Genomic DNA, 24,008 nt, shown 5'->3' on the forward strand with positions numbered 1-24,008 from the left:
AGGATGCGACGCTATCGAGGCGTCGTTGCCCTTGAAAGCGCCTTCGTGCTGCCGATCACTTTCTTCTTGCTCTTCGCGATGCTGGACCTCGGTCTAGCGGCGGTGCGGTTCAACGCCCTGTCCGAAGCGGCCCGCACCGTCGCGCGAGAGGTTGTCCTCCACGGATCGATGGCGCTCGATTCGCCAGACGCCTGGGGACCCGGTCAGTTTCAAGCCGCCGCCTCGAGTGATAGCGACATCGTCCGCACAGCGCAGAACGTTCTGCCCACCATGCGCCTGGAAGATGTGACCGTCGCCGTGTCCTGGGCCGACAACGACAACTCGCCCCGCGACCGCGTCCGGGTTCGGTTGTCCTACCTCCACCAACCATTGATTCCGGTGCTGTTCGCATGGGGTCCGCTCGAGCTGCGTGCGGAAGCCATCATGCGGATCGTCAACTGACGCCACGGGGCAATACCATGCCGCAACTCTATTCAGCCCGTCGTAGAAAGCTGCGCCACACCGGCAAGCTGTTGGTGATGCTCGCGATCTTGTTGCCGATGATGCTTAGCGTCGCCGGTCTGGTGATCGATGGCGGGCTGCTGATGAGCAAACGCCGCGACATGCAACACGGCGCCGACGCCGCCGCGACCGCCGCGGCGTTCGAGCTGCTGCGGGGGAATGGCGTTGCGGCGGCGACGGGCGTCGCGACCGAGGTCTTGCAGATCGACAACGACCTGCCGGACGCCACCGTGACGGTCAACATCCCGCCCACCGAGGGCGCTTTCGCCGGCCGTCCCAATCACGTCGAAGTGATTGCCCAGACGAACTACCGTTCGCGGCTGATGGGCATCCTCGACGGGCTGGTGGACTACCCGGTTCAGGCCCGCGCCGTTGCGGGCGTGCAGGACGTGACCGCTGGCGCGGCGATCATCGTCCTCGACCCCGACCCGGCGCCGCTCCAGATCAACTCCGTCGCCCAAACGCTTGCCGGGATCGATCTCGCCGCCCTCAGCACGGAAGCCGTCGGGCAATCTGGGCTCACACCGTTTCTCTTCTCGGTTCCGATAGTTGGGCCTTTAGCTTCCTCGCTGCTCAATTCGCAGCTCACCAGCGTGATGCCAATCGAGATTGGGTCGCTCTTGGACGACGCGCTCGCCGGACTCCCGGGACTCAATGCGCCCGCGATCATCGCCGGACTCGAGGTCGAAGGGGTCGGCACGCTAGTCGTCGATGGCTCCGTCATCGTCAACAACCAATGGGGCGGTGTGGACGAGAACAACGAAATCGTCGGCGATTGCGCAGGACCGCCCTACGGCGTCTCCTGCATGCCGATCGTGCCAACTACCAGTGTCGTTGCCCGCGATGTCCGCGTCGCTGGTGGCGTCGACGAGCTACACCACTATGGCCCCTTCGGCGGCGGCGACGGCACGCCGTTGCAGGCGAACCGACTACCCGTAGAAGACCCGCTGGAAGGCCTGCCTACGCCCTCGGTCTCTAGCGACGCGGCTAACGTTTCCGCAACCGTCCACAACCCCGGTCATCTCGTACGGGTGACGTTGCCGATCGACGTCGCGTCCGAAGTTCTCGGCACGGTGCGAAACTTACTGCCGGCATTGTTACGGTCGCTGCTCGATCCGCTCCTTGATCCACTGACAGAGTTGCTAACCGAAGCCACCATTCAGCCAGGCGTCTACAGCTCGATAACGGTGCTCGCGCCACTCGGTGGCGTTCACTTCCAGCCCGGCGTGTACATCGTTCGTGGCGGAAGCCCTATCACAGGGACGGCCCTCACGGTAATCGGACCGGTGCAAGCCGAGGGCGTCCTATTCTATGTCACCGCATCGGCAGACTACAACGCCACATCGGGCCTCCCCGACGCGGGTCAAGTCAGCACCGAGCCGCCGCCCAATACCATTGGATCGGTTCTCCCGAGCGTGCTGCTGCTTCCGCTCTTGCCGGGCGCCGATCTCACGGGCCTCAATGACCCTTCGAGTCCCTTCCACGGGATGTTGCTCTACCAGCAACGTCGCGACCGCCGACCGATCGTCGTCGATCTCCAGCAAATCGTAGGGGGCAGCCGCGTCTCGGGAACCATCTACGGCAAGTGGGCCCACCTGCTGCTCGTTGGCGGCGGGGGTTCGCACGACCTGCGTTTCGTCAGCGGCACGGCGCGGGTGGTGACCGTCACCAACACGATGCTCGCGCCTTCCGAACTGTTCCCCCCCGCCCAAGACGTGCTGTTACTCGAATGAAAAGTATCCCTCCTATGCAGCGAACTTTCGGGCCCCTGTTAGCGAGTCTCGCTGCGAAGCTTACGCGACTTGTGCGTCCGCGGGACTGGCGCTATCAGGCCCGCGCGTCGGAGCTTCTTGACGCCGTTCTAGCCACGGCCTCGGACTCCGTTTTCTTTGTCGATTCTCGCGGCAAAGTGCGCGACTGCAATCTCGTGGCGGAACAGATATTCGGCCGCGACCGGTCGGAGATGATCGGCCGCGGGATCGCGTTGTACGTCCCGTCTCTAGCGTTCTCCGCCCTGCGACGCCGCGCGAAGGGGATGGGTCACGACTCGCTGTCGTTGGAGATGCCAGGAAGGCTCGAAACGCTCGCCACGGACAGCAGCGGCTCAACCTTCCCCGTGTCGGTAGCGGTAAGAAGTCTTTCCGTCTGGGGAAACAAGGGGTGCCTTGTTCGCCTGCGCGACGACAGCCGGCGCGAGGCCGACCGTCAAGAGATCCGCCGGCTCACCGACCAACTAGCAATCGCCAAACGCGCCCTCGAGCACTTCAATGCGGCTTCGGTCGGCGATTAAAAAACCACTGAGCCACGAGGGCTCAGTGGTGACGTTAATCGGAACGGCCAGACGCTCGCTCACTCGTCCTGCGAGAAGATCAGCATCGAGTACGGGGGGAGTGTCAGTGTCGCCGAGTGATTGACGCCGTCGTAGGGAAGGTCTTCGACCTTGAGGTCGCCGACATCGACACACGGCGGCTCGTCCTTGCCGGGGTCGTCGTAGAACGAGGCGTCGCTGTTGAAGCGGATCTTCCAGACGCCCGATCGCACCACGCCGACACGGTAGTTCTCTAGCTTGCGGCTCGAGAAGTTGGCGATGCACAGCGTGTCGTCGCCGGCGCCCCCCTCGCCCCACCGGCGGAAGGCGACCACCTTGTCGCTGTGGTTGAGGTGGTGGACCTCGATGCGCTGACCGGTGAGCCCCCGGGTGAATCCGTCGCGATCGAGCCGCAGGCGGATCAGGTCCCGGACCATCGTGACGACGCCGTTGTGCTCGTCCGCCTTCTCCCAATCGATGGGGCGCGTGTCCTGGAACCAGCCGTCGCGGAGGAACTCTTGCCCCTGGAAGAGCATCGGCACGCCCGGCGCCGTCATCATCAGGCAAACGCCGAGCGTCGCGCGCTTGCGCGCCGCCCAGCACTCGGGATCGTCCGGGTTCACCTCCGACGGGATCCGGGCTTTGCCGTTGGCGACCTCGTCGTGCGATTCGGTGTAGACGACGCGCTCGAAGGCGTCGTGGTTGTAGCGGTAAGTGAGCGCTTCGCGGACCGCCGTCATCGAGCGGTGCTCGTCCTTCACCTCGGTCAGCGCGGCGCGGACGGGGTGAACGAACTCCGCGTCCCACTGGCAGTGGAAGTTGGCGCCCCCCCATTTCTCGGGCTTGGTGATCGCGTCGTTGTTGCGGAGGTCCTCGGCGATCGTGATCTTCTCGGGATACCGCGCGCGGATCTCACGGTTGATCCATTGGGCGAGCGACCACCCCTCGGGGATCGTGCGCGACTCATCGCCGTCGATCGACCGCATGTAGAGCGTCATGTCATAACGAAGCCCGTCCATGTGGTACTCTTCGAGCCACATCATGGCGTTGTCGAAGAGGTACTGACGCACTTCGCCCCTGCCGTAGTCCGGGCGTGTGTCGCCCCACGGCGTGCTGCTGCGGTGATCGTTGTAGAAGTAGATCCCGCCCTTATCGTGATCCGACCAACCGTCGAACTGCCAGAGGTCGAGGTCGCTGGGCCCGAAGTGGTTGTAGACCACGTCCATCAGCACCGCGATGCCGTGCTTGTGGGCTTCGCGCACCAATTCCTTCAGCCCGTTGGGGCCGCCATAGGCGCTCTCAACGGCGAAAGGGTGGGCCGGGTTGTATCCCCAGGAGAAGTCGCCGGCGAACTCCGCCGTGGGCATGACCTCGATCGCGTTCACGCCGAGCCACTGGAGGTACTCGAGCTTGTCGATCACATCGGCGAACGAGCCGACCTGGTTTTCTTCCGGCCGGTGGAACGTGCCCACGTGCAGCTCGTAGATCACCAACCGATTGCGCGAGGCGATCTTGAAGCTATCGCCTTGCCAGTCGAAGGCCGGATCGTAGAGCAACGACTCGCCGACCGAGTTCGTCACCTGCCGGGCGTACGGATCGGTGCGTTCGAGCCGCTTCTTGCCGTTCCAGATGACGAACTTGTAGGCGTGCCCCGCGGCGGCGCCTTCGACGCTCCCTTCCCAAGTCCCGTTCGATCCGGCGTTCAGCGGCGAAGCCTCGTCGTCCCAATCATTGAAGTCACCGACAACGGCGACTCGTTCAGCATGGGGCGCCCAGAGACGAAAAATCGCTCCCCCCTCCACCAGGGTCGCGCCCATCGGCTGTGTGGAAAGACCGATCATCGCCACCATATAACCTTCCTCGACTCGGGGATGCAATGCAATTCTGCGGATTCCGCTTGGTAAAGCGTCAGCGGCTGAAGATGACCCACGCCGCATGGATGACGCCGGGGATATAGCCGAGCAAGGTCAGGATCAAGTTGATCCAGAAGTGCTTACCCAGCCCCACCTCAAGCGCCACTCCCAGCGGAGGGATGAAGATAGCGAGCAGAATCTTGATGGGGTCGGTCAGTTCGATGCCGGCTTTTGCAGCCATGGGTATCTCCTTGAGTAGTTTTTAGTCGTGAGTTGAGAGTCGCGCGCTATTGAAGCGCGGCTCACATGGCTCGGGCGGCGACGGGCGAGCCGCACATCAGCCGCGCGAGCTGTCGCAGTCGGCGGTCGGCTTCGATGCGGCGTTCGGCCCGTTGCACCGGGTCCCACGATTCTCGGATCCGTGATTGAAGCGTCGAGGCGTCGCTGACGCCGCTCGTTTTAAGGGACATCGCACTCTCCCGTTTTTGGACGTTGGCCCCGTTTGGACGTTGGCCCTGGAGGAAGGAAGCGGCGCTGACGTGAATGGCGACCGCAGTGGGGATGACGCCGAGCGTCAGTGACACCAACCGAATGCAATGGTTGTGCCAGAACGGCGGCGCACCGGTCTTTGCACCGGACGCCCGGGTAAACCGCTTGTCCGAGAAACTCGCCGGGAGCTGTCGCAAACCGCCGTTGATCGGGGCCGACTCAGATTGCCTGACGTCGAGACAGCGATCCGTCAGTTGAACGCCATCGCCGTGCAGAACAGCTGATCGAACGCCAATGCCGCGCGCTGCCTGCGGCGCCGGGGCCGAACCGGGCGGAGCTGGACGCCAAGCAACCACAGCGGTCTTCAGGCGACCATGCACCCAGCCCGCGTTGATGAGCTTAATCGTCAAGCGCCTCTTCTTCTTATCTTTGTAGCACGGTGTTTCGCCCTCAACGGCGTTTGGCATGCCGCATGCACCTACAGGTTTCAATGGGTCGCGTTGACCCAACGACGCCGGACGCTTCCGGACCCGGGCCAGTGGCTCGGCGACCTTGTGGTGCAAGGAGATGAGAGAATGTTGAGCTGGGCCCTTACTTTCCTGGTTATTGCGTTGATTGCCGCTGTTCTTGGTTTCGGCGGTATCGCCGGCGCCGCGACGGGCATCGCCAAGATCCTGTTCTTTGCCTTCCTGATTCTGTTCCTCGTCAGCCTGATCATTCCCCGCTTCCGCGGCTCGGTCTAACGGGCAAACGGGAACTACATCCAACGCTGCGGAGGAGGTTGAATCATGCGAGCAATCATCGCGATTGTCGCGCTCGTGCTGATCCTGGCCTTGGTTGGCTGGGTGTCGTTCTCCACCGAGCCCGGGCGTAGTTCAGTCAACGTCGAGACGGAGAAGATCGAACGTGACATCGAAGGAATCTCGGAGTCGGTCGAAGACGCTAGTGATGAAATTCGTGACAGCGCTTCCGGCCATAGCACCGACGCCAGCCCCTGAGCGAGCTCGGCGAACCTGCGTCTTCTAGCCTCCCTATCGTTGCTCAACGATAGGGAGGCTTTTTTGACGGCTTCGCAATTGCCGTTAGCCAACCGTAAGATTGGAGTAACCCGCCATGGAAGCTGCGATGGCTAGCGAATCGCCTACCAAGCTGTCCGAACTGCTCGATGAGATGGTCGAGGGGACCAACGGCGATAAGGTCTCACTCGGCGACTTGCTCGACACCGTCGAATCACGGAGCTTCGGGCCGCTGCTCGTCGTCCCCGCCCTGATCGCCGCATCGCCGATCGGCGCCGTCCCGGGAATGTCGGTCATCACCGGGAGCATGATCATTCTGCTCGCTGGTCAACTCGTAGCGGGTCGCCGTCATCCCTGGCTCCCTCAGCGGATCCGCGACTTCGAGTTCGATCGAGAACGGCTGACGAAGACCCGCAAGAAGCTTCGGCCATGGCTGAAATGGGCTGAACGCCCGATCCAGGCCCGACTCACCATGCTTGTCGAACCGCCGGCCGATCGGGTGATCGCCGTAATCTGTATCGCCCTGTCGCTGCTGTTCTATCCGCTGGCTCTCGTCCCGTTTGGAGTGTTTCTTCCTTCGGTAGCCATCCTTTTCTTTGGCGTCGGACTCTCCGCACGCGATGGCCTGTTGACGCTCTTCGCCTTCGGCATGACTGCCGCCACCGTCTGGGCCGCGATCGCCTTCTGGCCGTTTTAACCTCCGACCCCACGTCCGCCATGGAAGCCGCCAAACGCACTTTGTTCGGCCGCCGAGCCGCTCGCAGCCGCGACGCCGCGGTCGAGGACGCCCGTAAACTGGCGACGCTGCTCGACGACGCCTTCCGCATTCCGGGCACGAACATCCGCTTCGGTTGGGACGCCATCGTGGGGCTGCTCTACGGCCCCGGCGACGTGGCGACCTTTATTGTCGGTTTGTCACCGGTCATTGCCGCGTGGCGTCTAGGGGCGAGTCGTTGGCTGCTATTCCGCATGCTGATGAATCTCGGCCTCGATTCAATTATCGGGATCATCCCCGGCATCGGTACGCTGTTCGACATCTTCTACAAGGCGAATCGCCGTAACGCCCGTTTGCTAGACCGTCACGTCGCCGCTGCCAAGCGAGCGGCTGCTGAGGCGCCACAAACCGGGGGCTAAGGCCCCGCGGCTGAGAGATCGACGCCAACAAGATCAGCCGGCACGCCTTAGCGTCCGGTTCTTGCCTCCAAGACCGAAAGCACACCGAAGGGTATCGAGCCGACGCTTACCGACCCCGGTGCCAGGCGATTAACTGGACATGCGTTTACACACGCAAGGAGGGCCCGTACGGGGCCATCTGTGCCGCCTTAAGGGTTTACAAGGCCCCCCGCGTCCGAGGCCGTAAAACGGCCTCCTAGAGCCTCACAGCGACACCCCCTCTATAGGGGATGCCGTTCCCGTGGAGGCCCCCCACGATCGTCGTGACGGAGCCCGGTGGTCAGCCTCAATAGGTCTCCAGCTCGGTATTCCGCTCGCTGACCTGGCCGTTGAGGGTCCAGAAGTCGTAGAGCACGCCCACGCCCACGAGGCCGGCCGTGAAGAAGTAGACAATGCCGGTGATCCACTTGCCCATATAGAGGCGGTGGGCGCCGAAGACGCCCAGGAACGTCAGCAGCAGCCAGGCGATCGTGTGGTTGATCGGGCCGGGCGTCGATTCGATCTCGGCGTCGCGCTGTAAGCTGGGCATCAAGAAGAAGTCGATGATCCAACCGATGAACAGCAGCCCCAGCGTGAAGAACCAGATCGTCCCGGTGATCGGCTTTCCGTAGTAGAAGCGATGGGCGCCCAAGAAGCCGAAAAGCCAGAGGGCGTAGCCCACCAGCAGTGAGTGCGTGTTGCTGTCGGCGAGTTCACTGGGGTAAGCCCGCCGGTCGGCGGAGGCGTAGGTTGCCATCGATTCACTCCTTCGGCTGGAAACGGTTGGGTCGCTTGTCGGCCAGCCCCGAGAGAGGGGCGCCCCGACGTGAGACCGGCTGCGATGCACTTCGCCCCATAGCCACGGATCTTGGTAGCCATGGATCTTGGGCCACCAATCTAGGGCAGCAACTGTGGCGCCGGTGGTTAGGCGCCCACTTCACCCCTTCAGAGGACAAAACCCACGCCAGCAACTGACTCCACTGAAACCACACTGGACTGCAATCGACCAACTCCAGGCGGGGCAAGGCTCGTAAAGCCGCGGGTTAGGTCATTGGCATGCGGGCTGCATCATCGGGGACCAACGACCCATCAGCCCTCAGTGGAGGCCAAGAAGATGCGACCCACCTCGCCCTCAAACCGGATCTCCCGCTACTACCAAAGTGCGGCAGGGCTGCCCCTCACCCACGAGCCATTCGCCCCCGTCCCGCCGGTAGTCGGACGCCTGGACAGGCCCTCACGTCAAGTCGGCGGAAGGATCGCCGGGATGGCGGCGAGCGTCTTGCAGCTGGCCATCAGCGCCCTGTGCGTCGCCGGCGCCGTTTCGACCTGGCTCGGCCATCCCCTGGGGATCAGCCTCACCATGGCGGTCTTTTTGGGTGGCCTGATGTTCGGAACCGTGAGCCTGTTGCAGCTCTACAGTGCCCTCGCCGGTACCGCAGGCGATACCAGCTTGGTGGCCTACGACGACTAACAGCGAGCGAACCGTTACCCGTACGTTCTGCGGTGACAACGGCCGACGCTCTGCTACCCTAAGCATAACCTCTTGGAGAGTTGCGCTGACTCCCACAGGAGCGGCTGCAACGCGAAGTGAACGATCATGCCACGCCTACTCTCAATCGACGACGACCGTTCGGTCCACCACCTCGTACGCATCGCCCTGGAGGGTATCGGCGTCGAAGTCAGTTCGGCGCTGACCGCCGGTGAAGGGGTCGAAGCGATCGAGGCGTCGCCCCCCGACGCGGTGCTGCTCGACGTCATGCTCCCCGACATGTCGGGGCTCGACGCCTTCAAGCTCATCCGCGCCCGCGACCCGCACCTGCCGGTGATCATCGCCACCGCGGCCGGCAGCAGCGACACCGCGATCGAGGCGATGAAGCTCGGCGCCTTCGACTACCTGACCAAGCCGATCGACGTCGCGACGCTCGAGCGGCACGTCTCCAACGCGATCGAGTCGCGCCGCTTGGCCAACGTGCCGGTCGGCATGGACAACCTCACCAAGCCCGAGGACCGCGGCGGCGACGCCTTCGTCGGCCGTTGCCCGGCGATGCAGGAGGTCTTCAAGTCGATCGGCCGCGTCGCGCCGCAGGACGTCCCCGTGCTGGTGCGTGGCGAGAGCGGCACGGGCAAAGAGCTTGTCGCCCGCGCCATCTTCCAGCACGGCGCCCGCAACAAGGCCCCATTCCTCGCGGTGAACTGCGCCGCGCTGTCGGAGACCCTGCTGGAGAGCGAGCTGTTCGGCCACGAGAAGGGCGCGTTCACCGGCGCCCACGACCGCCGCATCGGCAAGTTCGAGCAGTGCGACGGCGGCACCATCTTCCTCGACGAGGTGGGCGACATGTCCCCCACCGTGCAGAGCAAGGTGCTCCGCCTGCTCCAGCAGCAGACCTTCGAGCGCGTCGGCGGCAACACGACGATCAAGGCCAACGTCCGCATCATCTCCGCCACCAACCGCGACCTCGAGGTGATGTGCGAGGCGGGCGAGTTCCGCAACGACCTCTTCTACCGCCTCAACGGCTACACGATCACGCTGCCGCCGCTCCGCGACCGCGGCGACGACCGCGTCATGATGCTCCAGCACTTCCTGGCGCAGCTCAACCGCGAGCTCGGCCGCGACGTGCACGGCGTCGCGCCGGACGCGATGCAGAAGCTGTTGGCGTACGACTGGCCGGGTAACGTCCGGGAGATGCAGAGCGTCGTCAAGCAGGCGATGCTGCACTGCTCGGGCCCGGTGCTGATGGCGTCGGCTCTCCCCGCTGAGATCCTGCAATCGTCGGCGATCAAAGCAGCCGCGCCCACCCCGTCCCCGACGAACGGCAACGGTAATGGCAACGGCGGCGAACCCGAAGCGACGTGGCGTGAGAACGGCTCGCACCGCGCCCCCGACGGCAACGCCTTCTCCGGGTTTATCGCCAAGGGTTTGAGCGATTCGCGCGGCGACCTCTACGCGGCGTCGCTGGCCTTCATGGAGAAGGAGTTGCTCACCCGAGTGCTGACCCATACGGGCGGCAACCAGTCGGAAGCCTCACGCATCCTCGGCATCACCCGGGGCAGCCTAAGGAACAAGATCCGCACCAACGGCATCGTGATCGGCCCGGACGTCCACGTCGAAAGCTGACGCCGGGCCCGAGGCAAGGGCATGCGACGCCGAGCCGCAACGGGCGCCCATCAGCGGATATCTGAGCCGAGGGCGCGAGCCCTCGGTGGGCGGCACAACTCGTCCTCCACTCCGGGGGCTGCCGCCCACGGCTCAGACGCTACGGGTTGGTCAAGCGTGCTCTGGTGGCGTGCTCTAGTGGCCTTGAGTAACCGGGGGGCTAAGGCCCCGCGGCTGATAAGTTGAAATCAGCCGCGGGGCCTTAGCCCCCGGTTCTTCTTGATCCCCCCGCCTTATGCCTTACTTGGACTGTTTCCGGTAGTTCTCTAAGAACGGGACCAGCTCGTCGCAGGTGTTATCCACCCGATCCAGGAGGGCCGGGATCGCGTCGGCTTCTTCGTTCTTGGCGGCGTCTTCGAGATCACGCGCCGCTTCGATTGCCGCATGAGCGTCGAAGTTCGCAGCCAGGCCTTTGAGGCTGTGCGCTGTGCGGTGGAGCGTGGCGTAGTCCCCCGCTTGGTGGCTCTCCCGCAGCGTCTCGCGCAGCCGCGGCGAGTCCTCGAGGAAGAAGCCAATCATGTCGCACAGCAGGCCCTTGTCGTCTCGCAGCCGCGCGAGGGCGGTTGGCAGGTCGGCGGCGGGAGTGGGACTTGGATTATCTAATGCGGACATTTCGCCTTGCGTCCTCGCATTGAGCGGTTGAGTGGGGTTCGGTTCCATGCGCGGGGAATCCTCCTCGCTTTCGACAAGATCAAGCAGCTCGGCGAGGTCCAAGGGCTTCGCCAAGTATCCATTCATGCCCGCCCGACGACAACGCTCACGGTCGCCACGCAAGTTGTGAGCCGTCATCGCCAGGATGCGCGTTGGCTGACGCGACTCTTCTCGTTCGAGATCGCGGATAGCCTCGGTGGCTTGCAACCCATCCATGATCGGCATCTGCACGTCCATCAGGACGAGGTCGTAGACGCCACTCTTGAAGGCCTCGATCGCTTCGCTGCCGTTCACGGCGACGATCACCTCATGCCCGCGTCGCTGGAGCACCCGCTGGACCACCTTGCGGTTGGCGGGCGTGTCCTCCACCAGCAGCACGCGCCGTGGCGCCGCGTGGGGGCGATCGTACAGCCCCAGCCGAGATTCTCCCTCCAGCGCCGCGGCGCCCGTCGCCTGCGTGACGGCGTTGAAGAGCTGCGATTGGCTGATGGGTTTGGATACAAACGCCGTCGCGCCGGCCTCCGCGCAGCGGCGGCTGAACTCCAGGCGGTCGATTGTCGAAGACATCAAGATCGGTTTGGTCTTGATCGTCCGCTCGCCCTCGATGTGGGAGACGACCGAGAAGCCGTCCATCCCTGGCATCTGGGCGTCGATGATGGCGAGGTCGTAAGGATTGCCGGCGTCCGCGGATCGGCGGAGCTTCCGCAGCGCCTCGTCGCCCGAATCTACCGTGTCGGCATTCATCCCCCACGCGCCGAGTTGTTCCGCTAAGGCCGACCGACTAGCGGTGTTATCGTCCACGACAAGGGCAGACAGCCCGCTCAGCTGATCGGCAACGTGTTCTGATTTCGCCTGCTTCTTTTCGGGGATCGGGAGCGTGATGTCGAACCAAAAATGGCTGCCGCGGCCGAACTCGCTCTCCACTTGCAGCTTGCTGCCGAAGCAATCGACCAGATGCCTGGTGATCGCCAACCCCAACCCCGACCCGCCGTAGTTGCGGATGGAAGACCCATCCACCTGCGTGAACGGAGCAAAGATACGCACCTGGTCCTTCTCATTGATGCCGATCCCCGTGTCAGAGACGCTGAGGCGCATCCGACAGCGAGTGCTCTCCGTCACCAGCGGGCTCACCTCGACCAGGACATGGCCTTGCGAGGTGAACTTCACCGCGTTGCCGATCAGGTTGGTGAGCACCTGCCGCATCCGGGCAGGGTCGCCGATCACTAGCTCGGGAGTGTCCGGCGCGATCCGGCAAACCAGCTCGATCCCTTTCGCATGAGCCGCGGCGCCGAGCACCTTGCTCGCCGTCTCGATGGTATCGCGGAACTCGAATTCGACTTCCTCGAGCTCGAACTCATCGCACTCGAAGCGCGACAGATCGAGAACGTCGTTGATGAGGTTGACCATCGTGTCGGCCGAGTCACGGATGGTCTCCAGACAGTCGCGCAGCTCGGGCTGCATCTGCTCTTCCAACGCTAGGGAGGTCATCCCCATGATCGCGTTCATCGGCGTCCGGAGCTCATGGCTGACGTTCGCCAGGAAGCGACTCTTGGTCTGGCTCGCCGATTCCGCAGCCGCCAGTGCCTCACGAAGAGCCTGGGCGCCGCGGACACGGTCCGTGAGGTCGCGCTCGATCGTCGCAAAGCCGGTGACCTGCCCCGCCGCGTCCCGCAGCGGAAAACCGCAGACAGCGGCCGGGAAGCTCTCCCCGCCAGATCGCAGCCGCTGGGTCTCGTAGTGAGCCACGGCTCGACCCGCCATCGACTCGTTGACGAGCCGGTCGATCTCATCGCGGCGATCGGCTGGGATAAATCGAGTGATCGACTCGCCGAGAGCCGAGTCGCGGCTGATGCCGAAGACCTCTTCCGCCCCCCGGTTCCACTCCTCGACGACGCCGTCTGAAGAGCAGGCGATGATCGCATCGCGGCACGACGCCAGGACGGCCGACAACAAACCTCCGGCGCCGTTGGCATGCTCGTCTGCCCTTCGGTTGCTCATCCCACCGCCGCCTTCAACGCTCGAGTTAGCGGACCCGGTCCGCCTCAAACTGTCGTTATGTCAATCCTTGGAGGTTATCTTTCCGTTGCATCGATCCATGGGTCGATTTCTGCCGTTTCCCGCCGCTTCCACCTGCACAACCTCTGCGACTGTCGGCGCCACGAACCGTTCGGCTCAACTCTTCTTTGAAGCCCGAGCGGCCACCCCGCTGGCTGGCAATCGATCCAACTGGTTGATCGACGGCCATACCCGCACAGCGATCGCGGGCTTCTCGGCCTTAGCGCCAGCACAGGAGCGCTCGATTCGTCGGTGGGATGGATTCAGCGAAGCCGTCTCCACAGAGGGTTGCGGAGAGACTTCGGCCATTTGAGGTGGGTTGCGCGATAATGCACTCCGAGGAAGGACTTGGCGCCCCCGGCGCCGCGCGTTCGCAGAGCGCAATTCAGGCGGGCTAAACACGTTGAGCAAGTACTGTGCCGTCTGCTGTCGGGCCGCTTGTCGGCACGCGGTTCGCTCTGGAGAATTGCCGCTCTCGAAGGGCGCGGGCGCCCGAAAACTCCACCCCTGGTGACTCTCTCCCTTATGACAGGTTTCCTCCTCGATACCGAGGGGTTTCCAGCGCGGTGGAATTGCGGGTCGGCATGGAGCCAGGAGCCTTGGCTCGGCTGGACCCACATTGTCGCCGACATCGCCACGGCAACGGCGTATGTGGCGATCCCCATCCTGCTGCTGATCGCTCTGCGCCGCGCCCGCCATCTGCCGGCGCCGCGGCTTCTCGTGCTCTTTGCCATCTTCATCCTCGCCTGCGGCTCGGTCCATTTGATCGAGGCGATCATCTTCTGGCATCCCATCTACCGGCTCTCAGCCGTGGTGAAGGTCGTGACCGCGGTTTCGTCGTGTCTGACCGCCATCACGCTGGCGTACTACCTGCCGCACCTGTTGCTCTTTCGCAGTCCCGAAGAACTTCAGCAAGAAGTCGATCGGCAGACGCTGCGTCTGGAGGAAGTAAAAGAGCGGCTCTCAATGGCGCTCGCCGCGGGATCGATGGGAGCTTGGGAATGGAACCTCGACACCGGCGAGGTGCGTCTCGACGCCACCGAGGCCGCCCTCGTCGGCATGACGGGCCACCCCGGCGTAGAAGAGGGCGAAACCATCGTCCAAATCACCGACTTCTACAAGCTCGTGGACGAGCACGACCGCGACGAGCTGCAACGCGTCCTGAAGCTGACAATTGAGTACGGCGCGACCTACGATCACGTCTTCCGGATCACGACGCCCGACGGCGAGCGCAAGTGGATCGCCGGACGCGGTCGGCTTGTCCAAGAGCCAGGACGGCATCGGCGGCTGGTGGGCGTCAACTACGACGTCACCGTACAGAAGCTCATCGAACAGGACCTCGCCAAAGCCCGACTCGAAGCCGAGGCCGCCAGCAACGCCAAGAGCCAGTTCCTTGCGAACACCAGCCACGAGATCCGCACGCCGTTGACCGCGATCCTCGGCTGCGCCGAGTCGCTCGTTCGCGAGGCGCCGGACGCATCGACTTCCGCGACCGCAAGCCTGATCCACCGCCAGGGACAACTCCTGCTCCACTTGCTCAACGACGTTCTCGACCTTTCGAAGATCGAGGCCGGCCGGCTCACCGTCCGCAAGCAGGGTGTCTGCGACGTCATCACCCTCGCCGAAGACATCCGCTCGCTGATGCAGCCGTTGGCGCTGGCCAAAGGGCTCGCGTTCTCGCTCGATCTCCAAGACCCTCTACCGCGTCATTTGCAAACGGACCCGGCGCGGGTGCGGCAGATCGTCTCGAATCTCGTCTCCAACGCCATCAAGTTCACAAAAGAGGGCTCCGTTCGGTTCTCGGTCTCCTCCGAAACGACTGACGGCCAACGTGAGATGCTGTTTTGCGTCGAGGACACCGGCATCGGCATCGCCGACGACGAGCAGGACGCCGTCTTCGACGCCTTCCACCAGGCCCACGAGGGAACACTCCCCGGCGCCGCATCACACAGCGTCAACAGCGGCGCTGGCCTGGGGCTGGCGATCGCGTCGCGGCTTGCGTCCCTGCTGGGGGGGAGACTGACCCTCGAAAGTGAAGTCGGGAAGGGATCGACCTTCTGTCTGCACCTGCCCTACATCGAGCCGCCGATGCAGCGCCTGCGTAACATGGCCGACCGCCGGGCGAAGCAGTCGAGCGTTGCGGTCAAGATCGAGCGCAAAGGAGCGATCCTCGTCGCCGAGGACACGGCCAGCATCCAGTTCCTGCTCCGCAAGATTCTCACGCCGCACGCCACGCGGATCGACTTCGTCGACGACGGCAAGTCGGCTCTCCAGCAGCTTAGCGCAGCGCACGAGGCGGGCGACCCCTACGACGTGCTGCTGTTGGACATGAACATGCCCGTCATGTCGGGCTACGAAGCGGCCCAGCGTCTCCGCGCCGCGGGGGAGGACATCCCGATCATCGCTCTCACGGCGAGCGCCATGCTTGGCGACCGGGAGCGCTGCCTCGAAGCGGGCTGCAACGCTTATATTCCAAAACCGATCGACTGGAACTTGCTCGAGACCGAGGTGCAAGCGGCTCTGGTTCGATCGTCTGCCTGATCACCCAAGCCCTCAGGACTAAATAAAAGAACCATAAAAGAACCCCGCCCCTTCCGAAGAAGGTACGGGGTTCCGCAACGCCTAGTTGCTATCCGCTAGCAGATCACTGCTGCGGCGCGACGCGGTCGCTGTCACCGTACTGACGATCATAGTCACCGTACTGGCGGTCGTTGGTCTGCTGCCAATTACGGTCGCCCATGTTCGGCCAGTTGTCCTGGTCGAAGCCCTTGGCGTTCTCGAGACGCTCGGCGTCGATGTTGAGGACGAAGACCTCGTCGCCATCATGCACCTGCGTCTTCACCGACTTGAAGGGGATGGCGTGCAGCGCGTCGCCGAGGCCAAGGAAGCCGCCCGTCGAGAGGGCGACGTAGCGGGCCTGCCCGGTCCGCTGGTCGAGCACGACGTCCGAGATCGTACCCACCTGCTCTTCCGCGTTGTTGTAAACCGCGGCGTTCATCATCTGGCTAGCGCGGATCAAGCCCGTGGGGGTGACTTCGTCCGCACGATCGATTTCGTTGCGATCGACTGTCCGGTCATCGGCGACAGCCTTGTTCGTTTCATACGGCTGCGAGACGCCGGGTTGGTTCGCGGGTTGTTGGGCCACGAGCATCGCCGGGGCAATGCCGAGCGCCAACGCGGCGCTAAGAATCGAGTACTTCATGGTTCTCTCCTACAGTGTGGTTTGTGCGATCGCGCCAGTGGCGGCGACGCCACGCCGCGTACGCCACGGCGCCTAGGAAGTCGCCGACGAGCCGAGCTCGGCGTCGCGACTTCCTTCATCAGGTTGAGCAACGGAGAAGCGAAAGGCGTGCCAGCGCACGCTTGCTACCGGTTCTCGCTTTAAATGAAGTCGTTGACGGATACACGTTGGTCTTCGCATGGATGCGCGGCGTTCGTATCGATCGCGTCGCCGCCATGTACGCCAATTTTCAAGCAACCAGTCTTTCCCCGTTTAACATCTCGACATTTCGAGAAGGGACCGGAAGAGGATCGCTTTCCACCGGCTGATCGAGCCGCAACCACCGTGCTCGCCAACGACTCACCCCTCGTGGCCGGCGCCCAGCGTCTCCGCCCGGTTATCGCAATGAAACTGGTCAATTAGGCCAACCCGGCACCCGGGCACGCATTGGCACGGGGCTTGCCCCACCGGTGGCGAAGCAGTTCCTGGGTTTTCCAGAGCCCATCGCCTGCAACGCCACCAACTTTCACACACCGTTTCACTTACCTGGAGCTAACCATCATGCGTTCTACCCTCCGTCACTTTGCCGCCGCTTCTGCCTTCGCCGGCCTCGCCGCCTTCACCGGCTGCCAAGACGCGACGACCTATGAAAGCCAAAAGCCGGTCATTAATGACCCGGCCGTCGAGGACGAGGTCGAGTTGGAAGAGCGTCAGGATTACGACGCCGACAACGACACCCTCGGAGAGAGCATGGAAGAGGCCGGCGAAGACATCTCCGACGCCGTGACCCCGGACCGCACGATCAGCGACGTCGATACGCCGATCGGCGACGTCGAGGTCACCGAAGACCCGGCCACCGGCCGCAAGCGTGTCGATGTCGATACGCCGCGTGCCGATGTGGATGTCGATGCCGACAACCAATAACCGCATCGCCCCGCTACCTTGGTGACCTTCTCTGAGGTAGTCGCGAAGCGTTTCCTTGCCCCTCCTGAGGCGGCTCGGTGTCCCGAAGGCATCGAACCGCTGACGGAGGGGATTTTTTTGCGGTTAACGGTTGGCTGTTAGCTGTTAAAGCGTGCTTCACTTGGCCGTAGCGTTTCTAGCCTCGCTCTGATCCACGGAGCAACGTGGGGAAGTCTCGCGCAGAGACGCAGAAGCGCGGAGTTAGATGCCTTCAAGACCCACGCAAGGCGCTAGGCCGCAAAGAACGCGTTGCTCTGCGATCGTTCGCGGCTGAGCTCATTGCTCATTTCTCAACGAATTTGTCTTTGCGCCTTGGCTGCTTGGCGTGAGTCTTCGCTGCCTACCCTCGGCATCTCCGCGTCTCTGCGCGAGACGCTACGGCAAAATAAAGTACGCTATCGCGAGCGTGATGGACGTTAACTGCAAAGCGCTAACCGCTACTGAAAGAACGCCAGCGCTTCGATCGCCACGGCGACAACGACCATGAAACCCACCGTGCCGACGCCGAATCGCACCGCGTGACGCAGTATCGACGGCATATCCTCGTGACGCGTCGCGGCGTAGACGAGGCTCACCGCCACCAACAACGGCGGGGCGTACAACAGCCGATTGACCTCGGCGAGCAGTGGCAGCATTTCCATCAGAGTCTTCTCAACGATTGGACGGCGTCGGCGCGACGCGCGGTGCTAGGCGGCTGACCCGTCGGGCGCTGACTTCTCGGCGTCTTTCTTCTCTTCGTCTTCTTTCTCTTCCTCGGCGAGCATCGGCCCCGAGTGCGCGTCGTACACCACCAGCAAGTTCAAGAGACCGGCGATGACGGTGTAGACCATCCCGACCTCGAAGCGGAAGCCGAGGTCGTAGCGTCGCTTTGCCGGTCCGTTGGGGTGTCGCACCTCTTCGCCCGACTCGTCGGTCGAAGTCAGATCGACGCGTCGCTCTCGGGCGTCGCGTTCGCTCGACGGCGGCGGGTAGAACGCCGAGATGAAGAGCGGGCCCTCGTTCGCCATGTACCGCGAGCGCTCGATCCAGCCGGGGATCGCCACGACGCCGATGCCCGACTGGCAAATGAACGGCCAACCGTCGTAGAGGAACGGCGGGACCGGCGCGAGCGGCAGCGTCGAGGCGTAGACCACCTGGCCCTTGCCGATGACCATCCCCGCCAGGAACAGGCTCACGATCGACGCCATGAACAGGACGCCCTTGCGGCGGCGTCCCTGATAAAGATGCCCCAGCCCCGGGAAAAGCCACGCCAGCAACGCGGCGAGCTTTGGATTGGGCAGGTGAACGGGCGTCGGTTCGGTCGTGTCGGCCAAGGGGGCGCCAGGGGTCGAGACTAGAGTCGAGATCGCGGCAGTTCCGCGAATCCCAGATTCTACGGCGACCGCCCCACCCCCGGCTAGCCGATCGTCGGTCGCGGAAAACGCGGCGTTTGTCGGCCGCATGACGGAACGACCACTGCCAGCGACCGATTGCAGACGGCAAAATCGGGCGTCATGTCCCACTCGCATCACCACCCCGCCCCCGCGGAATACGGCAAGGCGTTCGCCCTCGGCGTCGCGCTCAACCTGATCTACGTCGCTGTTGAGGCTGGCTACGGGTTCGCTATCGGCTCCCTGGCCCTGCTGTCCGACGCCGGCCACAACTTGAGCGACGTGGTCGGTTTGCTGCTCGCTTGGGGCGGGCACACGCTGGCGTCCGTCGCCCCCTCGCCGCGACGCACTTACGGGTGGCGCGGGGCGAGCGTGCTCGCGGCGCTCGGCAACGCCTTGCTGCTGCTGGCGGCCATTGGGGCTATCGCCTGGGAAGCGGTTCACCGACTCGCCGAACCCGCCGAGATCGTCGGGCTACCGGTGGTTGTCGTCGCCTCGATCGGCGTCGTCATCAACACGGCTACCGCCCTGCTCTTCTGGTCAGGCCGGCAACATGATCTCAACGTCCGCGGCGCCTTCCTCCACATGGCCGCCGATGCGGGCGTCTCTGTCGGCGTGGTGCTCGCCGGCTTGGGAATCTACGCCACCGGTTGGACATGGATCGATCCCGCTACGAGCCTGGTGATCGCCGCCGTGATCTTCTTCAGCACATGGAGTCTTCTGCTGGCGTCGGTCAACCTGGCGATCCAGGGCGTGCCCGAAGGCATCGACCCCACCGAGGTGCACGACTATCTCGCCAGCCTCGACGGCGTCGCCGCGGTGCATGACCTCCACATTTGGGCGATGAGCACGAGCGAAACTGCGCTCACCGCGCACCTCGTACGGCCCACACTCACGGACGAAGACGAGTTCCTCCACCGCACCGCCGACGCGCTACACGACCGCTTTGGCATCGAGCATACGACGCTCCAGATCGAACGCGGCACCGGGTCTTGTCATCTAAACGATCCTGGCCGTGTCTGAACTGAGTTGTCTTCTTATCCGCGAAGGACGCGAATCGGCGCGAAGGAAGGAATGAACTGAAAGGCACGAAGGACACTAAGAAAAGGACGTGAGGTGGATCGACCGATAGGGTTGGTACCCTATAGATTTCCCACCGGGCTCACTCCTTCTTCGTGCCCTTTGTGCCCTTCGTGGTTCAAACCTTCTTCTTTGTTGGCGTCATTTTCGGGCCCTGCCTCGACTCGCCACGGAGCCTCCTTTCCGTGGTAAACTGTCGTAGCACTTCCAACCCACTCTCATTTCGGCGAACGACACCCGCCCTACAACCAATGACTCACTCCTTGCGACGTCCCCCGCTCGTTTCAATCACCATTCTTGCCTGCTTCGCCGCGACGACCCACGCCGCGGAAGCCGATCCGCGTCAGGGCCTACTCAACGGCGCCGCCGACCCGACGGGGGTCGCGGTCACCGATGACGACGGCAACACCACCTACTACGTCGCCGCTACCGGCCGCGGCGTGAAGCTGCTCCGCAGCACCGACCTCAAGTCGTGGGAACCCTACGGCCGCGTCTTTGATCGCGCTGTTCCGCGTTGGGCGCGCCGCGCGATCCCGGGGACCGACGGCATCTGGGCGCCCGACCTCAGCTACCACGACGGACTCTACTACCTCTACTACAGCGTCTCGACCTTCGGCAGCCAGAAGTCGGTCATCGGCTTGGCCGTGAACAAGTCGCTCGACCCCGAGAGCCCCGACTACAAGTGGGACGACCGCGGCCTGGTGGTCGCGTCGAGCCCCGAGACGACCAACTTCAACGCGATCGACCCCGCGCTGCTCGTCGATGAAGACGGCCGCTGGCTCCTCTACTGGGGCTCGTACTGGACCGGCCTCAAGGCGGCCGAGGTCGATCCCGCCACGGGCAAGTTCAAAGAGGGCGCCGAGATCCAAGCGGTCGCCGCGCGGCCCGACGCGCCGAACCGCGTCATCGAGGCGCCGTACGTGCTCTTCAACGACGGTTACTACTACCTGTTCGTATCGTGGGACTCCTGCTGCGACGGCGCCGACAGCACCTACCGCGTCGCCGTCGGCCGCAGCAAGGATGCGCTAGGCCCGTACGTCGACGCCGAGGGCAAGCCGATGCTCGAAGGGGGCGGCACGATCATCCTCGAAAGCAGCGAGCGCTGGCGCGGCCCCGGCCACAACGGCGTCCTCACCAGCCCCCCCAGCGAAGAATGGCCCGACGGCAAACAGTGGATGGTGCACCACACGTACGACATGCAGAACCTCGACGCCCACCGCATCCTGCAAGTGCGTCCCTTAACGTGGGGCGAAGAAGGCTGGCCCAAAGTCGGCGAACCCGTCGCAACGCCGTAACCACTAACCTTCGATCCTCAGCCGAGGGCGGCAGCCCCCGGCGCGCCACTAGACGATGTAACCACGGATGACACCGATACCTCGGATAGAAGAGGTGGTGCTACCTCCTCCATGCGATTCGTGTCATCCGTGGTCTTGCAAAGGTGCACAACCAAAGTAGCCCACCGATCGAGCAAACGCTTACCATTGACGCGTGACGGTTCAAGCTAGGAAACCAAACTAAAGGACTTTCTGATTTCGCAACAGCATTTTCGCTGTGACCGCCTCAATGGAGTTTTCGTAGCCCCCGTCTGCCATTGCTACGATTCGCTGCCGGATGTCTTCGGGCGTAATTAGCTCCCATCCGCTCTTCGCAAAATGCTCTTCGACCCACGGCCGATGCTTCGTGACCATCCGACCCGCTGCGAGACAAAGCTGGACGGAGGCATTGGGAAGAATGGCGCCCGACTCTTTGAGTGATTGAAGGAGCCGTGACAAGACAACGTGACGCAGCACCGGCTCATTGAACAACTTGAGGTTCTTACCTCCTTCGAAGCCACGACGCGCGACGCCGGGGCTATCCAGGTAGCTCTTGCACTCGATCGCTTTGACCACATTCTCCGTGGGCTTGTACGCGATGACATCAATCTCCCAGCGTGGAGAAGAAATTCGGCCAATCTCCGCCTTGTCCTTGGCTGTTAACGGGACTTTATGACTGATCGCAGTCCAATATCCTTGTCGATCATGGATCCCAGCGACAACGTGCTCAAATGCGTCCACGCGAAAAGTTTCCCGAACGTGTAGGGCAGCCCTCACCTGCCAAGCCCAGTTAGTACCTATAGACTCCAACTCGGCGCCGGGGAATTGGTGCCATCAAAGCAAATCCGAGCAGACTCATGGTGGTGGGCTCGGGAATCGCATCGACGAGCAGAATCGCTGTTGTGTCGTCGGTAAACCGGACGAGCACCGCCAGGTCGCCGTTGTCATTGAATCCGCTAGCGAGCCCCCCGCCGGGCGAGGCGTCGGAGGCGAAGGCCATGCCTTGGATTTCTCGGACGTCGTTAGGCTCGACTTCGACTTGGTCACCTCTCAACACAAGCGGAATCACGCCGCCCTCACGCTCGGCTAGAAAAACCCCACCACCAAAACTGCCGTCGGGATTTCGATAGCTGGCGCTGAAGGCGATCTGCCCGACTCGGTTCATCTGAATGCCCGACTCGCTGGTGAAGGTCGGGTTCCGGTAAAACGTTGTTCCCGCGGGCAGGCCCGGGACTTGTTCCCCGTCCCTATAGATCCAATCCAGCACGCCATCGCGTTCGACCATCAACGCCATGTGGTTTTCGCCAGGGGCGGCGATGCTGGAGAGGTTGGCGTAGAACGCCACGTCGCCGAGGTCATTGATCTGCAGCGGCTGAACGCTCCCGTCGCTATAGATGTCCGACACCCGGAAATCGGGGCGCGCCGCAAGCGTTTGTGTCGCCGCGATGACTTCACGCAACGGCTCGTCCAGGCTCGGGTCGTAAGCCCACACCGAACGACGCAACCCGTTTCCGGCGAAGATGCCGTTGTAGAGCCACGAGGTGAAGACGGTCTTCCCTTCCGCATTCCGAGCGACGTTCATGAACGGCGTGGTGATATTGGGATTCCCAAACTCCGTAAACTCCGGATAGCCGGGAGGGAGGTCTCCCTCGTTGACGATCGGAGTCGCCGAGCCGCCACGGAAGTCGATAATCTGCGAATCGACGCGCCGATTGCCCAGCGGCAGCAGACGAGTCACCGCCGCGCTGCTTCCGCCGTTCTCTTCCAGGGAGACTTGCGTGACGAACTGTAAGGGATCGGGGTAGGCGGATGTTTGGCCAAACAACGGCGTCGATCGTCCGCTACGGACACGGAAGAAAGCTTGAGTTGACTCATTCCCTGACACGTCGTTGACGCGCGAACTGTAGTGGAGGAACCCGTTGCTGTCGTACGTGACATTGGAGATTGGTCCCGTCAACGTGCGTTCGCCGACGTTGGGGAACGTAATCGGGCTGCCGAGCCGCGCCGCGGTCGTTGTCGTTCCTGCCTGCGACTCGAAAAGAGCAAAGTCGCTGGCGCCGGTGACGTCTCCGCCCGTCAAGTCCGCGCCGAAGGCCACGGCGCCTTGCTCACTGAGATTGCGATGACCGAAGTAGAGCGATTCGTACCGTACCCCGCGCGGTTGCCCGGCGGCGGTCTCCCCCTCCCTAGCGACCAGCCGTAGAGAATCGCCGTCGTAGAAGTAGTTCGCCCAGTCGTTGGTGGTATCGACGCCCGGTCCCTCTAGCCAGGTCAGGAAGAACAAGTCGCCTTGGTTATTGAGCAGCGGCGCAAGAATCTCCTGTTGGCTTACGCTTCTAAAGGTCACGCCATCAGCGACGCCCGGCGCCTGTTGTCCGGAGATCATCACGACCTGATGCTTGCCCAACTCGCTTCGGCAAGGCGCTGGAAACAGGGCGAGCACCGTCAGCACTACAAGCCAGATCTCGCAGCAGACCATCGAGCGGCGTAATTGAGCAACGGCCACTTGCCAACCTCTGAGAAGACGGTTCCGAGTCGATAAATAACAACGGAGGAAGTTTAAGCGGGCTGGCGCAAGCGATCAAACAAGCACGCGACACCGATGGCACGACGAAGGAACCAATTCATATCCCTACGAAGGGCCCGTTGCGGCGCTAGAGTTGGAGCCCGCCCGCTTCATTCGAAACGTCGTTTAGCCGGGACCCAGAACCGTCCCACCCTACTCAGCCGCCTCGGTGGCCAAACCCCGCCCAAAAAGCCGCCGGAAAACCCGAATATCCGCCCACCGCGCCAGAGCCCCGTAGAGGCCCCATCCGGGCCTCGTCACCCTCACCCTACACATGGACGGGCGAACACCCAATCGCCACTCCACGTAGCCCCTAC

The 24,008-nt window shown here is 63.3% G+C and carries 23 protein-coding genes; 13 read left to right on the forward strand and 10 right to left on the reverse strand.

The genetic code is table 11. From position 1 onward, the window contains the following. The first annotated feature begins 3 nt into the window (after positions 1-3). Genes Spa11_RS18615 through Spa11_RS18625 form a run of 3 tightly spaced genes read left to right on the forward strand, consistent with a single transcriptional unit; the run spans position 4 to position 2,791 of the window. Positions 4-441 (forward strand): TadE/TadG family type IV pilus assembly protein, encoded by a 438-nt coding sequence (locus tag Spa11_RS18615; protein WP_197529509.1) that lies wholly within the window; start codon positions 4-6, stop codon positions 439-441. 17 nt (positions 442-458) lie between these two features. Beyond that, positions 459-2,234, forward strand: coding sequence for a pilus assembly protein TadG-related protein (locus Spa11_RS18620; RefSeq protein ID WP_197529510.1), 1,776 nt, complete (start codon positions 459-461; stop codon positions 2,232-2,234). 14 nt (positions 2,235-2,248) lie between these two features. Next, positions 2,249-2,791, forward strand: a complete 543-nt coding sequence (locus Spa11_RS18625) for a PAS domain S-box protein (RefSeq protein ID WP_197529511.1) — start codon at positions 2,249-2,251, stop codon at positions 2,789-2,791. 59 nt (positions 2,792-2,850) lie between these two features. On the opposite strand, the gene Spa11_RS18630 is transcribed toward Spa11_RS18625, so the two are convergent. The 3 genes from Spa11_RS18630 to Spa11_RS18640 form a co-directional block, all read right to left on the reverse strand. Continuing rightward, entirely contained in the window at positions 2,851-4,650 is a 1,800-nt protein-coding gene (locus Spa11_RS18630; protein WP_231933038.1) for an alpha-amylase family glycosyl hydrolase, read from the reverse strand. 67 nt (positions 4,651-4,717) lie between these two features. Continuing rightward, entirely contained in the window at positions 4,718-4,903 is a 186-nt protein-coding gene (locus Spa11_RS18635) for a YqaE/Pmp3 family membrane protein (protein ID WP_145115107.1), read from the reverse strand. Between the two features lie 61 nt (positions 4,904-4,964). Then, a complete protein-coding gene (locus Spa11_RS18640; RefSeq protein WP_145115110.1) occupies positions 4,965-5,561 on the reverse strand; it encodes a hypothetical protein in 597 nt (198 codons plus the stop codon). A gap of 165 nt (positions 5,562-5,726) precedes the next feature. Here Spa11_RS18640 and Spa11_RS18645 point away from each other — a divergent pair, with 165 nt between their 5' ends. The 4 genes from Spa11_RS18645 (at position 5,727) to Spa11_RS18660 (ending at position 7,301) form a co-directional block, all read left to right on the forward strand. Beyond that, a complete protein-coding gene (locus Spa11_RS18645) occupies positions 5,727-5,894 on the forward strand; it encodes a DUF1328 domain-containing protein (protein ID WP_145115114.1) in 168 nt (55 codons plus the stop codon). 45 nt (positions 5,895-5,939) lie between these two features. Further along, on the forward strand, positions 5,940-6,149 hold the full coding sequence (locus Spa11_RS18650; RefSeq protein ID WP_145115118.1) for a hypothetical protein: 210 nt from the start codon (positions 5,940-5,942) through the stop codon (positions 6,147-6,149). 115 nt (positions 6,150-6,264) lie between these two features. Beyond that, positions 6,265-6,864, forward strand: a complete 600-nt coding sequence (locus Spa11_RS18655) for an exopolysaccharide biosynthesis protein (RefSeq protein WP_145115122.1) — start codon at positions 6,265-6,267, stop codon at positions 6,862-6,864. A 20-nt stretch (positions 6,865-6,884) separates the two neighbouring features. Continuing rightward, a complete protein-coding gene (locus Spa11_RS18660) occupies positions 6,885-7,301 on the forward strand; it encodes a DUF4112 domain-containing protein (protein WP_145115125.1) in 417 nt (138 codons plus the stop codon). Between the two features lie 325 nt (positions 7,302-7,626). Here the strand turns inward: Spa11_RS18660 and Spa11_RS18665 are convergent, their stop codons facing one another. Beyond that, positions 7,627-8,076, reverse strand: coding sequence for an NINE protein (locus Spa11_RS18665; protein ID WP_145115128.1), 450 nt, complete (start codon positions 8,074-8,076; stop codon positions 7,627-7,629). Between the two features lie 507 nt (positions 8,077-8,583). Here Spa11_RS18665 and Spa11_RS18670 point away from each other — a divergent pair. Then, positions 8,584-8,790 (forward strand): hypothetical protein, encoded by a 207-nt coding sequence (locus Spa11_RS18670; protein WP_145115131.1) that lies wholly within the window; start codon positions 8,584-8,586, stop codon positions 8,788-8,790. A 126-nt stretch (positions 8,791-8,916) separates the two neighbouring features. Beyond that, entirely contained in the window at positions 8,917-10,434 is a 1,518-nt protein-coding gene (locus Spa11_RS18675) for a sigma-54-dependent transcriptional regulator (protein ID WP_145115134.1), read from the forward strand. Positions 10,435-10,713: 279 nt separating this feature from the next. Here the strand turns inward: Spa11_RS18675 and Spa11_RS18680 are convergent, their stop codons facing one another. Continuing rightward, the gene (locus Spa11_RS18680) at positions 10,714-13,122 is read right to left on the reverse strand and encodes a response regulator (protein WP_145115137.1); all 2,409 of its coding nucleotides are present in this window, start codon (positions 13,120-13,122) and stop codon (positions 10,714-10,716) included. Between the two features lie 582 nt (positions 13,123-13,704). Here Spa11_RS18680 and Spa11_RS18685 point away from each other — a divergent pair. Beyond that, positions 13,705-15,720 carry a hybrid sensor histidine kinase/response regulator gene (locus Spa11_RS18685; RefSeq protein WP_145115140.1) on the forward strand — a complete coding sequence of 672 codons (2,016 nt, stop codon included), beginning with the start codon at positions 13,705-13,707 and terminating at the stop codon, positions 15,718-15,720. A 103-nt stretch (positions 15,721-15,823) separates the two neighbouring features. On the opposite strand, the gene Spa11_RS18690 is transcribed toward Spa11_RS18685, so the two are convergent. Next, complete coding sequence (locus Spa11_RS18690) at positions 15,824-16,381, reverse strand: PRC-barrel domain-containing protein (RefSeq protein WP_145115144.1); 558 nt, start codon at positions 16,379-16,381, stop codon at positions 15,824-15,826. A 579-nt stretch (positions 16,382-16,960) separates the two neighbouring features. On the opposite strand from Spa11_RS18690, the gene Spa11_RS18695 reads away from it, so the two are divergent. After that, complete coding sequence (locus tag Spa11_RS18695; protein WP_145115147.1) at positions 16,961-17,323, forward strand: hypothetical protein; 363 nt, start codon at positions 16,961-16,963, stop codon at positions 17,321-17,323. Between the two features lie 476 nt (positions 17,324-17,799). Here the strand turns inward: Spa11_RS18695 and Spa11_RS18700 are convergent, their stop codons facing one another. Both Spa11_RS18700 and Spa11_RS18705 read right to left on the reverse strand, forming a co-directional pair. Further along, complete coding sequence (locus Spa11_RS18700) at positions 17,800-18,003, reverse strand: hypothetical protein (protein ID WP_145115150.1); 204 nt, start codon at positions 18,001-18,003, stop codon at positions 17,800-17,802. Between the two features lie 45 nt (positions 18,004-18,048). Continuing rightward, on the reverse strand, positions 18,049-18,675 hold the full coding sequence (locus tag Spa11_RS18705; RefSeq protein ID WP_145115153.1) for a DUF6677 family protein: 627 nt from the start codon (positions 18,673-18,675) through the stop codon (positions 18,049-18,051). Positions 18,676-18,855: 180 nt separating this feature from the next. On the opposite strand from Spa11_RS18705, the gene Spa11_RS18710 reads away from it, so the two are divergent. Then, positions 18,856-19,755 (forward strand): cation diffusion facilitator family transporter, encoded by a 900-nt coding sequence (locus tag Spa11_RS18710; RefSeq protein WP_145115156.1) that lies wholly within the window; start codon positions 18,856-18,858, stop codon positions 19,753-19,755. Between the two features lie 320 nt (positions 19,756-20,075). Next, complete coding sequence (locus Spa11_RS18715; RefSeq protein ID WP_197529512.1) at positions 20,076-21,107, forward strand: arabinan endo-1,5-alpha-L-arabinosidase; 1,032 nt, start codon at positions 20,076-20,078, stop codon at positions 21,105-21,107. 219 nt (positions 21,108-21,326) lie between these two features. Here Spa11_RS18715 and Spa11_RS18720 read toward each other — a convergent pair whose 3' ends face one another. Then, positions 21,327-21,866, reverse strand: coding sequence for a hypothetical protein (locus tag Spa11_RS18720; RefSeq protein ID WP_145115163.1), 540 nt, complete (start codon positions 21,864-21,866; stop codon positions 21,327-21,329). A gap of 49 nt (positions 21,867-21,915) precedes the next feature. Further along, positions 21,916-23,631: a DUF7453 family protein gene (locus Spa11_RS18725; protein ID WP_145115166.1), complete on the reverse strand. Its 1,716-nt coding sequence runs from the start codon at positions 23,629-23,631 to the stop codon at positions 21,916-21,918. Positions 23,632-24,008: the final 377 nt, after the last annotated feature.

It is taken from the genome of Botrimarina mediterranea, assembly GCF_007753265.1.
GTDB classification, from domain to species: domain Bacteria; phylum Planctomycetota; class Planctomycetia; order Pirellulales; family Lacipirellulaceae; genus Botrimarina; species Botrimarina mediterranea.